This window comes from Pseudomonas sp. H2_D02 (genome assembly GCF_054677635.1).
The window spans coordinates 1538211-1551505 of record NZ_CP162816.1 but is presented as its reverse complement, the minus strand read 5'-3'; the positions used below and the strand labels follow the sequence as shown (position 1 = coordinate 1551505).

The following is a 13295-nucleotide window of genomic DNA, read 5'->3' as shown; positions in this document are numbered from 1 at the left end:
CGCCCCGCTCGCCTACCCTTATGAAGCTCGCTCCCGCGCAACTCGGCAAACACCTGCAAGGCGCCCTCGCGCCGGTCTATATCATCAGCGGCGATGACCCGCTGCTGTGCCAGGAAGCCGCCGACGCCATCCGCTCCGCCGCTCGCCAGCAAGGTTTCGACGAACGCCAGGTGTTCGCCGCCGACGCCAGTTTTGACTGGGGTACGTTGTTGCAGGCCGGCGCAAGCATGTCGCTGTTTGCCGAGAAACGCCTGCTGGAACTGCGTTTGCCTTCAGGTAAACCCGGTGACAAAGGTGCCGCCGCACTGATCGAATATTGCTCGCGACCGGCCGAAGACACGGTACTGCTCATCAGCCTGCCGAAACTCGACGGCAGTGCGCAGAAAACCAAGTGGGGCAAGGCCCTGGTCGAAGGGCCGCAGACCCAGTTCGTGCAGATCTGGCCGGTGGACGTCAGCCAGTTGCCGAGCTGGATCCGCCAGCGTCTGTCCCAGGCCGGGCTGTCGGCCAGCCAGGACGCGGTGGAATTGATCGCCGCCCGGGTCGAAGGCAACCTGCTGGCCGCCGCCCAGGAAATCGAAAAGCTCAAGCTGATGGCCGAAGGCGGGCAGATCACCGTGGAAACGGTCCAGGCCGCCGTAGCCGACAGCGCCCGCTTCGACGTCTTCGGGCTGACCGATGCGATCCTCAACGGCGAAGCCGCCCATGCCTTGCGCATGCTCGAAGGCCTGCGGGGCGAAGGCGTCGAGCCACCGGTGATCCTCTGGGCCCTGGCCCGGGAGCTGCGGCTGCTGGCCAACCTGTCGCTGCAATACAGCCAGGGCGTGCCCCTGGACAAGGCCTTCAGCCAGGCCCGTCCGCCCGTGTGGGATAAACGCAAACCGCTGATGAGCAAAGCCCTGCAGCGGTACTCGGCGTCGCGCTGGGCACAACTGCTGCTGGAAGCCCAGCGCATCGATGCGCAGATCAAGGGCCAGGCTGCCGGCTCGCCGTGGATGAGCCTCAGTCGGTTGTCGTTGTTGATGGCGGGGCAGCGGTTGCCACTGCCAGCTGAATAAACCTCCCTTGAAAGCGCATCGCAATGCCTGTGGCGAGGGGATTTATCCCCGCTGGGCTGCGCAGCAGCCCCAAAAGAACTGGATGCGATTCGTCTGACACACTCAGGTGTCTGGCTTTAGGGCTGCTGCGCACCCCAACGGGGATAAATCCCCTCGCCACAAATCAATTCCTTGCCACAATTGCGTATTCGTTAGCTGATACTTTCTGTATCGATGCAGGGACTGGACAAAACCCCAGTCCTGCCCCATGATTTCCCCCGCAAAACCACCCCACGAGAGATCCGATCATGAGCAAAAAGCCATCCAAGCATGGCCCCAACAAGGCCAAGTCCATCGTCGCCCAACCCCTGTTCCGCAGCCGCCAGGAACGACCCGCCAAGGGCAAAGGCAGCTACCGCCGCGAAGCCTTCCAGTCTGACAACTGGGAGGCTTCTTGCTTTCTGGCGGCTTGAAACACCTAGACAAGCCCTACGCCCCTTTCGCATGTTAAGGTCGGCACCTGATTTGTATTTCTGGACCCGTGCATGCCCTTCTGTCTTTCCCATCGTTGGCCACTGCGCCAAATGATTGTTGCCACAAGCGTCGCCCTGCTTGTCGCCTGCGCCGAAAAACCTACCGCCGCCGACGCCCAACCGCTGCAGCCCGCACCCGCCGTGACCGCCCCCGCCATCGTGCCGCCGATCATGCCGACCAGTGACGACCTGGACATCGTACCGACCCAGACCTTCGCCGAATGGCAGGCCGGGTTTCGCCGAGAGGCGCTGGCCGCCGGGATCCGCGGTGATCTGTTCGATCGCGCGTTCATCGGTGTCAGCCCGGACATGAGCGTCATCAAGGCCGATCGCAGCCAGCCGGAATTCACCCGCCCCGTGTGGGAATACCTCGACGGCGCGCTGTCGCCGCTGCGGGTCAATAAAGGCAAGAGCCTGATCCAACAGAACGCCCAGGTCCTGCAAAACATCGAGCAGCGTTATGGCGTCGATCGCGCGGCGCTGGTGGCGGTGTGGGGCATGGAGAGCAACTTCGGTCAGTTCCAGGGCACCAAGTCCGTCATCAACTCCCTGGCAACCCTGGCCTATGAGGGACGGCGTCCGGCCTTTGCCCATGCCCAACTGATCGCCGCGCTGCAGATCCTGCAACAGGGCGATATCACACCGGAAAAAATGCTCGGTTCCTGGGCTGGGGCCATGGGCCAGACCCAGTTCATTCCGACCACCTACAACACCCATGCAGTGGACTTTGACGGCGACGGTCGCCGCGACATCTGGGGCAGCTCAACCGATGCCCTGGCGTCGACCGCGCACTATCTGCAGAGCTCCGGCTGGCAGCGTGGCCAACGATGGGGATTCGAGGTCTCGCTCAACGAGGGCTTCGACTACACGCTGGCCGATGGCACGATCCGCAAGCCTGTCGCTGAATGGGAGCGACTGGGCGTTTCAGAATATGGTGGCCTGCCGATAACGCCGGATGACAAGCAACTCTCGGCGTCCCTCCTCCTGCTCGGCAGGCCATCGTGGCCCGGCGTTCCTGATCTTCGATAACTTCCGCGCCATCCTCAAGTACAACAATTCGTCGTCCTATGCGCTGGCGGTTGGGCTGTTGTCGGAGCGCTTCACCGGTGGAGGCCTAGTCTACGGTCAGTGGCCCAAGGAAGACCTGCCGCTGAGCCGCAGCGAACGTATCGAATTGCAGGTGCTGCTCGGCAAGCACAACTACGACGCGGGCAACCCCGACGGCATCATCGGCGCCAACACCCGCAAGGCGATCCGCAGCGCGCAGCAATCGTTTGGCTGGCCGGCGGATGGGTATCCGACCCATCAGTTGCTGGAGGCGTTGCGTAGCCGTTGAATTGGCGGCTGATGCCATCGCGAGCAAGCTCGCTCCCACAGGTGTTCTCGGTCAACCTGTGGGAGCGAGCTTGCTCGCGATGACTGACTATCAGGCAATAAAGAACTAAAGACTGACCACCACATCCTGCTCCAACACCAACTTCTTCTCCCCCGCATCCAGCGTCACCAACGCCCCCATGGGCAAGGTCAGGTTCGGATCGCAGTGCCCGCTGCGCCAGCCAGACAACACTGGGATGCGCAACGGCGCGAAGGTCTGCTTGAGCAACCGGTTCAACGCTTCGACATCCACCCCGGCCACGTCCCCCACCAATACACCGCGCAACTTCGCCAGCGTGCCCGCGAGTCGCAATTGGGTCAGCAGGCGATCGATGCGGTACAGGGGTTCGTTGACGTCTTCGATGAACAGGATCACACCTTCGGCGTCGATCTGGTAAGGCGTGCCCATGGTCGCGGCGATCATCGAGAGGTTGCCTCCCAGCAGACGTCCATGGGCGATGCCCGGCTCGACGGTGGTCAGCGGGTATGCTGCGGGATGGCTCAGGACGTCGCCGGCCTTCAATTGACCGCGTAGCAGGCTGAAGAACGAGGTGACGGTTGGGGGTTCCTTGTCGCCCAGGAGGTCGGCGTTTAGCAGCGGGCCGTGGAAGGTGACGAAGCCTGCGTAGCGGCTGATGGCGAGGTGCAGGGCGGTGATGTCGCTGTAGCCTACGAATGGCTTGGGGTTGCGGCGTATGAGGTCGAAGTCGATGCGATCCAGCAGCCGGGGGGTGCCGTAGCCGCCGCGTAGGCAGATGATAGCGTTGATTTCTGGGTCGGCGAAGGCGGCGTGGAGGTCATTGAGGCGGATTTCGTCGGGGCCGGCGAGGTAGCCGTCTTTTTCGTAGACGCCTGGGAAGATTCGCAGTTCATGGCCCCTTGCACGCATCCATTGGATGGCTTTTTCCGTGTCCAGGGGTGCGGGGCCGGCGGGGGCGATCACGGCGATCAGGCCTTCGTGCGGGAGTGCTGGGACGGGGTGGTGTGGGGTCATGGGGTTTCCGGGTTTTTGATCGTCTGATCGTGTGTATATCCGTTTTTTTGTAACGGCGGCTGGTGGTTCCGCTCTTACAGCGGGTCACTTTTTTCAAACGCCAAAAAAGTAACCAAAAACGCTGTGCCCCACCACTCGGCACCTCGCCTAGGCTCGGTGTGCCCTCACTCCGGCATTGCTCCGTGGGCCCGCCGCGATGGGCCATCCATGGCCCTGCGCGGCTATCCCGGCATCCATGCCGGGATGCCCACTCCACAATGCCTGCGTTCGGCCAGCGTGGTTTAACGGGGCGCCAAGATCAAGATCAAGATCCAAAGCAAGAGCAAGAGCAAGAGCCAGAGCCAGAGCAGGGCATCAGCCAGGATTTATTTAGCTGAGCCACCGCTTTCGCGAGCAAGCCCGCTCCCACATTGGATTTTCGGCAGGCATCCAATGCACATTCACCGCGAAACCCGGTGGGAGCGGGCTTGCTCGCGAAGAGGCCGGTACACCCAACATCAGCGCAAACTGACACACCGCCTTCGCGAGCAAGCTCGCTCCCATAGGAGATATGCAATCCACCAGAAACCAGGTCGACCCTTAAGGCCGCCTCGCTTTTGCTTTTGCTTTTGCTTTTGCTTTTGCTTTTGATCTGAAGCGCCCCGTTAACCACGCTGGCTGAACGAAGGTATTGCGCAGTGGGTAACCCGGCATGGATGCCGGGTTAGCCGCGCAGGGCCATGGATGGCCCATCGCGGCGGGCCCACGGAGCGATGCCTTCGTTCAGGCATGCCGAGCCTAGGCGAGGCACCGAGTGGTGGGGCAAAGCCTTTTTGGTTACTTTTTTGGCGTCTGAAAAAAGTGACCCGCCGTAAGGGCGGAACCATCAGCCGCCGTTACGCAAAAAACGGATATACACCCCACCTAAAAAATCAGCCCCCAAGCAACTCAGCCTTGACCAACTTAGCCTGCTCATCAGCATGATACGAAGACCGCACCAACGGCCCCGAAGCCACGTTCTTGAAGCCCATCTTGTATCCCTCCTCGGCAAACCAGGCAAAGGTATCCGGGTGCACAAAACGCTGCACCGGCAAGTGGCTACGGGAAGGCTGCAGATATTGGCCCAAGGTCAGCATGTCAATGTCATGCTCACGCATGCGCTTCATGACCTCGATAACTTCCTCATCGGTCTCACCCAGGCCCAGCATCAAGCCAGACTTGGTCGGAATGTGCGGCATCATCTGCTTGAAACGCTGCAGCAAGGTCAACGACCACTGGTAGTCCGAGCCCGGACGCGCGGCCTTGTACAGGCGTGGCACGGTTTCCAGGTTGTGGTTGAACACATCTGGCGGCTCGGCAGCGGTGATTTCCAGGGCGATATCCATGCGGCCGCGGTAGTCCGGCACCAGGGTTTCCAACTGCACGTTCGGCGACAGCTTGCGGATTTCGCGAATGCAGTCGGCGAAGTGCTGGGCACCACCGTCACGCAGGTCGTCGCGGTCCACCGAGGTGATGACCACGTACTTGAGCTTCAGGTCGGCAATGGCGATCGCCAGGCTTTCCGGCTCGTTGACGTCCAATGGCTTCGGACGACCGTGGCCGACGTCGCAGAATGGGCAGCGACGGGTGCAGATGTCGCCCATGATCATGAACGTCGCGGTACCGCCGGAGAAGCATTCGCCCAGGTTCGGGCAGGAGGCTTCTTCGCAGACGCTGTGCAGCTTGTGCTTGCGCAGCAGCGCCTTGATGCGGTCGACTTCCGGGGAAACCGGGATGCGCACGCGGATCCAGTCGGGTTTCTTCGGCAGTTCGGTGGTGGGGATGATCTTGACCGGAATGCGTGCAACCTTCTCGGCGCCGCGCAGCTTGACGCCGGCCTCTACCTTGGCACGCGGGGCCGGACGTTCGGTGACGTCCTGCGTCGGGATCATGGTTTGCACTGCATCAGTAGTCATATCAGTCGATTCCGCCCGTGAGGGTCGTCTGCTCAGCATAGTCGAGGTGTTTGACGAGCTGCGCGCGCAGCCGGGCACTTACCTCGGCAAATTCAATCGATCCTGTGTGATCGCGCAGCTGGGTCATCGCCAGCCCTGCGTAGCCACAGGGATTAATCCGTCGGAACGGTTCAAGATTCATGTCCACGTTCAACGCCAGGCCGTGAAACGAACAACCATGGCGGATCCGCAGACCAAGGGAGGCGATCTTCGCCCCGTCGACGTACACGCCCGGTGCATCGGGCTTGGCCGCCGCGGCCACACCGTAGCTGGCGAGCAGCTCGATCAGGCACGTCTCCATGCGCGTGACCAGCTCGCGCACGCCGAATCCCAGTTTGCGCACATCCAGCAGCAGGTAGGCCACCAGTTGGCCGGGACCATGGTAAGTCACCTGCCCGCCCCGGTCGACCTTCACCACCGGGATATCACCCGGCAGCAATAGATGCTCGGCCTTGCCCGCCTGGCCCTGGGTGAACACCGGCGGGTGTTCGACCAGCCAGACTTCATCAGCCGCCGCGTCGCCGCGTTCGTTGGTGAAGCGCTGCATGGCATGCCAGACCGGCTCGTAAGCCATCATGCCCAGCTCGCGAAAGCCCAGCGTGCCCGGCATCACAACACCATGTGCACGAAACCGGTCGCTCGCAGCTCGCTGTTGATGTCGTAGAGCTGTTCCTGGCCGGTGGCAATGATGTGCAACTGGATCGTCGTGTACTTGCCGTTGGTACTCTGGCGCTCAGCCAGGGTCTTGAGGTCAACGGTGGCGTGTTTCTCAAGGATCGCGACGATCTTGTCCTTGAAGCCCACACCGGTGTCGCCGATTACTTTGATCGGGTAATCCGCGCAGGGAAATTCGATCTTTGGCGCCTTTACTTCAGAGTCTGTCATGGCGTAACGGCCTCGCAAGGCGTGGTAACGAACATGGCCCCGCGCCGGAAAGGAACGGGGCCATGCAGGTCAACACTCGGAATCAGTTGAACAAGCCGTAGAAGAATAGACGGATGCTATCCCACATGCGGCGGAAGATACCACCTTCCTCGACCGCGTCCAGCGCGATCAGGTCGGCGCTGTGCACCACCTTGTCTTCCAGTTTGACTTCGACCTTGCCGATGACGTCACCCTTGGCGATCGGCGCGGTCAGTTGCGGATTCATGGTCATGCTGGCGGCGAGCTTCTTGAGCTGGCCTTTCGGCAGGGTCATGGTCAGGTCCTGGGCCAGGCCGGCCTTCACCTGGTTGGTGGAACCTTTCCAGACCTGGGCCTGGGCCAGTTCGGTGCCCTTCTGGTAGAAGGTCTGGGTTTCGAAGAAACGGAAACCGTAGGTCAGCAGCTTCTGGGTTTCAGCGGCACGAGCCACTTCGCTGCTGGTGCCGAAGACCACGGCGATCAGGCGCATGCCGTCGCGCACGGCCGAAGACACCATGCAATAGCCCGCTTCGTCGGTGTGACCGGTCTTCAGGCCATCGACGGTCTTGTCGCGCCACAGCAGCAGGTTGCGGTTAGGTTGCTTGATGCCGTTCCAGAAGAACTCCTTCTGGGAGTAGATGGCGTAGTGCGCCGGGTCTTCGTGGATGATTGCCCGGGCCAGCACCGCCATGTCGTGAGCCGACGAGTAGTGCTCAGGGTTCGGCAGGCCGGTCGGGTTCATGAAGTGGCTGTTGGTCATGCCCAGGTCGGCCACGGTTTTGTTCATCATGTCGGCGAACGCATCTTCGCTGCCGGCGATGTGCTCGGCCAGGGCGACGCTGGCGTCGTTGCCGGACTGGATGATGATGCCGTGCAGCAGGTCGCTGACGGTCACTTGCGAGCCGACCTTGATGAACATCCGCGAACCGCCGGTGCGCCAGGCATTCTCGCTGACGGTGACCGGATCGTTCTCGCCAATCTGGCCACGACGAATCTCCAGCGTGGCGATGTAGGCGGTCATCAGCTTGGTCAGGCTGGCCGGTGGCAGGCGCTGGTCACCATTGTTCTCCACCAGCACATTGCCGCTGCTGGCATCCATGAGGACATAGGCCTTGGCCGCCAGTTGTGGAGGCGAAGGCATCATCTCGACCGCGAATGCGGCCGGAGAGAGAAGCAGCGGGACTAACAGGCAAAGGCGTTTGGCAAAGGTGGTGATGTTCATCCGTCTCTCGAAATCGCTAATGGGACTGCCCGAAGGCAGAACTAAACAGGCAGCCTCTTAACGGGCCGCCGCGTATTTAAGTTGCTCACTCACAACCCTTGCCGGGCTTTTGTTATTGATGGAGCCAACAACCTGACCCGCCCAAACCGCAAGCGGGCCTTTCAAATCTACTCAGCCGTGACCAGGCTCGGCGAACCGAGATTGGCCAGGCGCACACTGTTCTGCACCTGCTGGACTTCACCCGGAGAACCGATCGGCCCCAGGCGCACCCGATGCAGTGTCTGCTGGTTGCGCACGATCGAGCTGATGAACACCGGCGCGCTGACCATCGAGCTCAGCTTCGACCTCAACAGCTCGGCAGCGTCCGGGTTGGCGAACGCGCCCACTTGCAGATACTGGCCAGACGCTGTTGCAGAAGCGTTTTTTTGGGTCGATCTGCACGGGCACCACGGCCGCCGCATGTTGCTGCGGCGGTGGGGTCCATTGCTCGACCGTACCGGTGGAAGCCGTCACGGTCGGCGCGGCATTTTGCGCCACTTTCGGCTCGTTGAGCATCAAAGGCGCCGGACGGCCGCGCTGGGCCCACCATTCCTGCGGATCAATGCCTTCGACCTTGACCCGCGCAGTGCCGATTTCAGCGTAACCGAGCTTTTTCGCCGCCGCATACGACAAGTCGATGATCCGGTCGGAATAGAACGGCCCACGGTCGTTGACCCGCAGGATCACGCTCTTGTTGTTGTCCAGGTTGGTCACCCGCACATAGCTGGGCAGCGGCAAGGTCTTGTGGGCAGCGCTCATGCCATAAAGGTCGTAGACCTCGCCATTGGCGGTGTTCTGGCCATGGAACTTGGTGCCGTACCAGGACGCCGTGCCCGAGGCCACATAGCGCTTGGAATCAGCCATTGGGAAATAGGTCTTGCCCAGCACCGTATACGGGTTGGCCTTGTAGGGGCCGGTGTGCAGGGTCGGCGTTGCGTCGGGGATGCGCGAGACATCCACGTCCCACCACGGCGCGCCGTCCTTGTGGGCCCGGTTGATGTCCAGGCCCGGCGTGGCTTTCACGACGTTGCTGTTCTTCTGGGTCGGTGCGCGGCTGGTTGAACAACTGACGACCAACAGCGACAGCGCAGCCAATGCCACCAGCTTGAGGGGCCCGGCTTTCAGGGGTTGATAGGTAGGCATTGCCCGCATTATTTGACGCCCCGTGCTTTGACCAGCTCTTCAGACAGTTGATATACGGCCATGGCGTACATCACGCTGCGGTTATAACGCGTAATCGCGTAGAAATTCTTCAGGCCCATCCAATATTCGGGGCCCTGCTCGCCTTCCAGGCGCATTGCGGTGACTGGCATGTCATCACGCAGCGCATCATGACTCGACCAGCCCAGCGCTCGCAACTCCCCGACGGTTTTCGTCGGCTCGATGCCCTCGGTCAGGCCCTCGTCCACCTGCTCGCCACGCACATCGGCACGGCTGACCACCGGTTCGCCGGCCTCCCAGCCATGGCGCTTGAAATAGCTGGCAACACTGCCGATGGCATCCGTCGGATTGGTCCAGATATTGATGTGGCCGTCGCCGTCGAAATCCACAGCATAGGCGCGGAAACTGCTTGGCATGAATTGCGGCAGGCCCATCGCCCCGGCGTAGGAACCCTTGAGGGTCATTGGATCAACTTGTTCTTCGCGAGCCAGCAACAGGAACTCGCGCAGTTCCTTGCGGAAGAACTCGGCGCGGGGCGGGTAATCGAAACCCAGGGTCGACAGCGCGTCGATCACCCGGAAATTGCCGGTATTGCGGCCAAAGAAGGTTTCAACGCCGATGATCGACACGATGACCTGGGCCGGCACGCCATACTCCTGCTCGGCGCGGGCCAGCGCGGCCTCGTGCTGGCGCCAGAAATCCACGCCCCGGGCGATCCGCGCCTCGGTGATGAACATCGGCCGGTATTCGCTCCACTGCTTGACGCGCTCGGCGGGCCGGGAGATCGCGTCGAGAATCGACTGCTTGCGCTCGGCCTCGCGGAACACCCCCATCAGCTGTTCGCCGGCAAAACCGTAGTCGCGGGTCATTTCACCGACAAACTCGGCCACTTGCGGCGAGCCTTCATATTCGCCTGCCACGGCATGCGGCGCACAGCCCAGGAAGCCGACCAGGCCGACCCACGGCGCATATCGCGTCGACCAGCCACGCATTGCTTGCATTGAACTCTTCACCTTATTCAAACCTGAGCAATCCACTTGCGATGGGTATGGATCGACATCAAAACCCCAAACGCTGACAGTAGTGTCACCAGCGAAGTTCCTCCGTAGCTAATGAATGGCAACGGCACCCCCACGACCGGCAGCAGGCCACTGACCATACCGATGTTGACGAAAACATAAACAAAAAACGTCATGGTCAGGCTGTAGGCGAGCAATTTGCCGAACAGCGTCTGCGCCTGGGCCGTGATCACCAGGCCCCGGCCGATCAACAACAGGTAGATCAACAGCAGCACGCAGATACCCACCAGGCCGAACTCCTCGCCCATCACCGCGATGATGAAGTCGGTGTGGCTTTCCGGCAGAAAGTCCAGGTGCGACTGGGTACCCATCAGCCAACCCTTGCCGAACACGCCGCCGGAACCGATGGCGGCCTTGGACTGGATGATGTTCCAGCCGGTGCCCAGCGGATCGCTCTCCGGATCGAGGAACGTCAGGATCCGCTGCTTCTGGTAGTCGTGCATCACGAAGTACCACATCGCCACCGACACCGGCACGGCGATGGCGATCACGCTGAGGATCCAGCGCCAGCGCAACCCGCCCATGAACAGCACGAAGGCGCCGCCAGCCAGGATCAGCAGCGAGGTGCCGAGGTCCGGCTGGCGCACGATGAGGATGAACGGGATGCCGATCAGCAACAGGCTGATGCACACGTGCTTGAGCTGCGGCGGCAAGGTGCGCTTGGACAGGTACCAGGCGATGGTCGCCGGCATGATGATCTTGAGGAATTCCGAGGGCTGGAAGCGGATCACCCCGGGGATGTTGATCCAGCGGGTGGCGCCCATGGCGTTGTGGCCCATCACGTCCACCACCACCAGCAAGCCTACGCCCACCACATAGGCCAGCGGCACCCAGCGCGCCATGAAGCGCGGTTCGAGCTGGGCGATGACGATCATCGACACCAGGCCGATGCCGAACGAGGTGGCCTGCTTGGCCAGCAGGTCCCAGCTCTTGCCGCTGGCCGAATACAGCACGAACAGGCTGCCGGCCGCCAATGTCAGCAGCAGGATCAGCAACGGCCCGTCGATGTGCATGCGCTGCAGCAAGGTGGCGCGACGGCGCATCACATCTTCGCTGGAGAGGATGCGGTCGAAATTATTCTTCACGGGCCGTAGCCTCCGCGCTGATGGGGCTTGCGAATTCGGGCTTGAGCTGGCCGTGCTCGTCCAGCAGCCAGGCGTCCATGACCTGGCGCACCACCGGGGCGGCGACGCCGGAACCGGACTCACCGTTCTCGACCATCACCGAGACGACGATCTTCGGGTTGTCGGCCGGTGCGAAACCGACGAACAAGGCGTGGTCGCGATGGCGCTCCTGGACCTTGGAGCGGTCGTACTTCTCGCCCTGCTTGATCGCCACCACCTGGGCGGTACCGCTCTTGCCGGCAATCCGATACGGCGAGCCGATGGCTGCCTTGCGCGCGGTACCCCGGGCGCCGTGCATGACCTGCTGCATGCCGTTGTTGACCTTCTGCCAGTCCGACGGGTTGCGCAGGATGATGTCCGGCATCGGGTCCGGGTCCACCGGCTTCTCGCCTTCGATGGTCTTGGCCAGGTGCGGGCGATACCACTTGCCCTTGCTCGCCACCAATGCCGTGGCCTGGGCCAATTGCAGCGGCGTCGCCTGCATGTAGCCCTGGCCGATCCCGAGGATCAGGGTTTCGCCGGGGAACCAGGCCTGGCGGCGCGTCGCCCGTTTCCACTCGCGGGACGGCATCAGGCCTGGGGATTCTTCGAACATGTCCAGGGAGACTTTCTGACCGATGCCGAACTTGTTCATGTAGGACGACAACCGATCGATCCCCAGCTTGTGGGCCAGGTCATAGAAATAGGTGTCGTTGGAACGCATGATCGCTGTTTCCAGGTCTACGTAGCCGTCGCCGGTGCGGTTCCAGTTGCGATACTTGTGGTCGTAGTTGGGCAGCATGTAGTAGCCCGGATCGTAGACCCGGGTCGACGCGGTCACCACGCCGGAGTCCAGCCCGGCAATCGCCACGGCCGGCTTGATGGTCGAACCCGGCGGATAGAGCCCGCGCAGCACGCGGTTGAACAACGGCCGATCGATGGAATCGCGCAGCTCGGCATAGGCCCTGAAACTGATGCCGGTGACGAACAGGTTCGGGTCGAAGCTCGGCTGGCTGACCATCGCCAGGACCTCGCCGGTGTTCGGGTCCAGCGCAACCACGGCACCACGCCGCCCGCCCAGCGCCGCCTCGGCGGCTTCCTGCAACTTGATGTCCAGGCTCAGGACGATGTCCTTGCCGGGAATCGGGTCGGTACGCTTGAGCACCCGCAGCACCCGGCCCCGGGCGTTGGTCTCGACTTCCTCGTAACCCACCTGGCCGTGCAGCTCGGCCTCGTAGAATCGCTCGATGCCGGTCTTGCCGATGTGGTGGGTGCCGCTGTAGTTGACCGGGTCGAGGGTCTTGAGCTCTTTTTCGTTGATCCGGCCCATGTAGCCGACCGAGTGGGCGAAATGCGGCCCTTGGGGGTAATGCCGCACCAGTTGCGCCACCACTTCCACGCCGGGCAGGCGGAACTGGTTCACGGCGATCAGGGCGATCTGCTCTTCGGTCAGCTCGAACATGATCGGCACCGGCTCGAAGGGGCGCCGGCCCTGACGCATGCGTTTCTCGAAGATGACCCGGTCCTCGGGCGTCAGTTGCAGCACTTCGACGATCACGTCGAGGACTTTCTGCCAGTCGCCGGAACGTTCGCGGGTCATGCTCAGGCTGAAGCTGGGCCGGTTGTCCGCCACCACCACGCCGTTGCGGTCGAAGATCAGCCCACGGGTCGGCGGAATGGGTTGCACATGCACCCGGTTACTTTCCGACAGGGTCGAGTGGTACTCGTACTGGATGACCTGGAGAAAATACAACCGCGCAATCAGCACGCCGATCAGCGTCACCACGGTAATGGCGCCGAACACGACGCGGCCCCGCACCAGGCGGGCGTCTTTTTCGTGGTCCTTGATGCGGATCGGCTGGGGCATGAGAGCAGGA

10 protein-coding genes and 2 pseudogenes are annotated in these 13295 nt (G+C 62.1%); 3 read left to right on the top strand and 9 right to left on the bottom strand.

Features of this window, described 5'->3' with window-relative positions:
• Window positions 1-20 precede the first annotated feature (20 nt).
• From holA to AB4N42_RS07075, 3 genes and pseudogenes are all read left to right on the top strand, one after another.
• On the top strand, window positions 21-1058 hold the full coding sequence (gene holA, locus AB4N42_RS07085; RefSeq protein ID WP_181289421.1) for a DNA polymerase III subunit delta: 1038 nt from the start codon (window positions 21-23) through the stop codon (window positions 1056-1058).
• 287 nt (window positions 1059-1345) lie between these two features.
• Window positions 1346-1510, top strand: coding sequence for an alternative ribosome rescue factor ArfA (arfA, locus tag AB4N42_RS07080; RefSeq protein WP_003205882.1), 165 nt, complete (start codon window positions 1346-1348; stop codon window positions 1508-1510).
• A 72-nt stretch (window positions 1511-1582) separates the two neighbouring features.
• Window positions 1583-2906, top strand: a pseudogene (locus AB4N42_RS07075) (lytic murein transglycosylase).
• 105 nt (window positions 2907-3011) lie between these two features.
• Here the strand turns inward: AB4N42_RS07075 and AB4N42_RS07070 are convergent.
• The 9 genes and pseudogenes from AB4N42_RS07070 to mrdA form a co-directional block, all read right to left on the bottom strand.
• Window positions 3012-3938 carry a S66 peptidase family protein gene (locus AB4N42_RS07070; protein WP_460116015.1) on the bottom strand — a complete coding sequence of 309 codons (927 nt, stop codon included), beginning with the start codon at window positions 3936-3938 and terminating at the stop codon, window positions 3012-3014.
• Window positions 3939-4849: 911 nt separating this feature from the next.
• Window positions 4850-5872: a lipoyl synthase gene (gene lipA, locus AB4N42_RS07065; RefSeq protein ID WP_030140371.1), complete on the bottom strand. Its 1023-nt coding sequence runs from the start codon at window positions 5870-5872 to the stop codon at window positions 4850-4852.
• A 1-nt stretch (window position 5873) separates the two neighbouring features.
• Window positions 5874-6521: a lipoyl(octanoyl) transferase LipB gene (gene lipB / locus AB4N42_RS07060; RefSeq protein WP_198796717.1), complete on the bottom strand. Its 648-nt coding sequence runs from the start codon at window positions 6519-6521 to the stop codon at window positions 5874-5876.
• Entirely contained in the window at window positions 6521-6796 is a 276-nt protein-coding gene (locus AB4N42_RS07055) for a DUF493 domain-containing protein (protein WP_030140373.1), read from the bottom strand. Before AB4N42_RS07055 ends, lipB begins: the two co-directional genes overlap by 1 nt.
• An 82-nt stretch (window positions 6797-6878) precedes the next feature.
• Complete coding sequence (locus AB4N42_RS07050) at window positions 6879-8036, bottom strand: D-alanyl-D-alanine carboxypeptidase family protein (RefSeq protein ID WP_030140374.1); 1158 nt, start codon at window positions 8034-8036, stop codon at window positions 6879-6881.
• 167 nt (window positions 8037-8203) lie between these two features.
• Window positions 8204-9227 (bottom strand): annotated as a pseudogene (locus tag AB4N42_RS07045) (septal ring lytic transglycosylase RlpA family protein).
• On the bottom strand, window positions 9227-10237 hold the full coding sequence (gene mltB / locus AB4N42_RS07040) for a lytic murein transglycosylase B (RefSeq protein ID WP_198796716.1): 1011 nt from the start codon (window positions 10235-10237) through the stop codon (window positions 9227-9229). Before mltB ends, AB4N42_RS07045 begins: the two are co-directional and overlap by 1 nt.
• Window positions 10238-10254: 17 nt before the next feature.
• Window positions 10255-11358: a rod shape-determining protein RodA gene (gene rodA, locus AB4N42_RS07035; protein WP_460116375.1), complete on the bottom strand. Its 1104-nt coding sequence runs from the start codon at window positions 11356-11358 to the stop codon at window positions 10255-10257.
• A gap of 31 nt (window positions 11359-11389) precedes the next feature.
• On the bottom strand, window positions 11390-13285 hold the full coding sequence (gene mrdA / locus AB4N42_RS07030) for a penicillin-binding protein 2 (protein WP_030140378.1): 1896 nt from the start codon (window positions 13283-13285) through the stop codon (window positions 11390-11392).
• Window positions 13286-13295 lie beyond the last annotated feature (10 nt).

Excerpts from the sequence above, each read along its gene's own strand:
- lipA (WP_030140371.1), bottom strand. The coding sequence starts at position 5,872 with ATGACTACTGATGCAGTGCAAACCATGATCCCGACGCAGGACGTCACC.
- mltB (WP_198796716.1), bottom strand. The coding sequence starts at position 10,237 with ATGCAAGCAATGCGTGGCTGGTCGACGCGATATGCGCCGTGGGTCGGC.
- AB4N42_RS07050 (WP_030140374.1), bottom strand. The coding sequence starts at position 8,036 with ATGAACATCACCACCTTTGCCAAACGCCTTTGCCTGTTAGTCCCGCTG.
- rodA (WP_460116375.1), bottom strand. The coding sequence starts at position 11,358 with ATGCGCCGTCGCGCCACCTTGCTGCAGCGCATGCACATCGACGGGCCG.
- lipB (WP_198796717.1), bottom strand. The coding sequence starts at position 6,521 with ATGCCGGGCACGCTGGGCTTTCGCGAGCTGGGCATGATGGCTTACGAG.
- arfA (WP_003205882.1), top strand. The coding sequence starts at position 1,346 with ATGAGCAAAAAGCCATCCAAGCATGGCCCCAACAAGGCCAAGTCCATC.
- mrdA (WP_030140378.1), bottom strand. The coding sequence starts at position 13,285 with ATGCCCCAGCCGATCCGCATCAAGGACCACGAAAAAGACGCCCGCCTG.
- holA (WP_181289421.1), top strand. The coding sequence starts at position 21 with ATGAAGCTCGCTCCCGCGCAACTCGGCAAACACCTGCAAGGCGCCCTC.
- AB4N42_RS07055 (WP_030140373.1), bottom strand. The coding sequence starts at position 6,796 with ATGACAGACTCTGAAGTAAAGGCGCCAAAGATCGAATTTCCCTGCGCG.
- AB4N42_RS07070 (WP_460116015.1), bottom strand. The coding sequence starts at position 3,938 with ATGACCCCACACCACCCCGTCCCAGCACTCCCGCACGAAGGCCTGATC.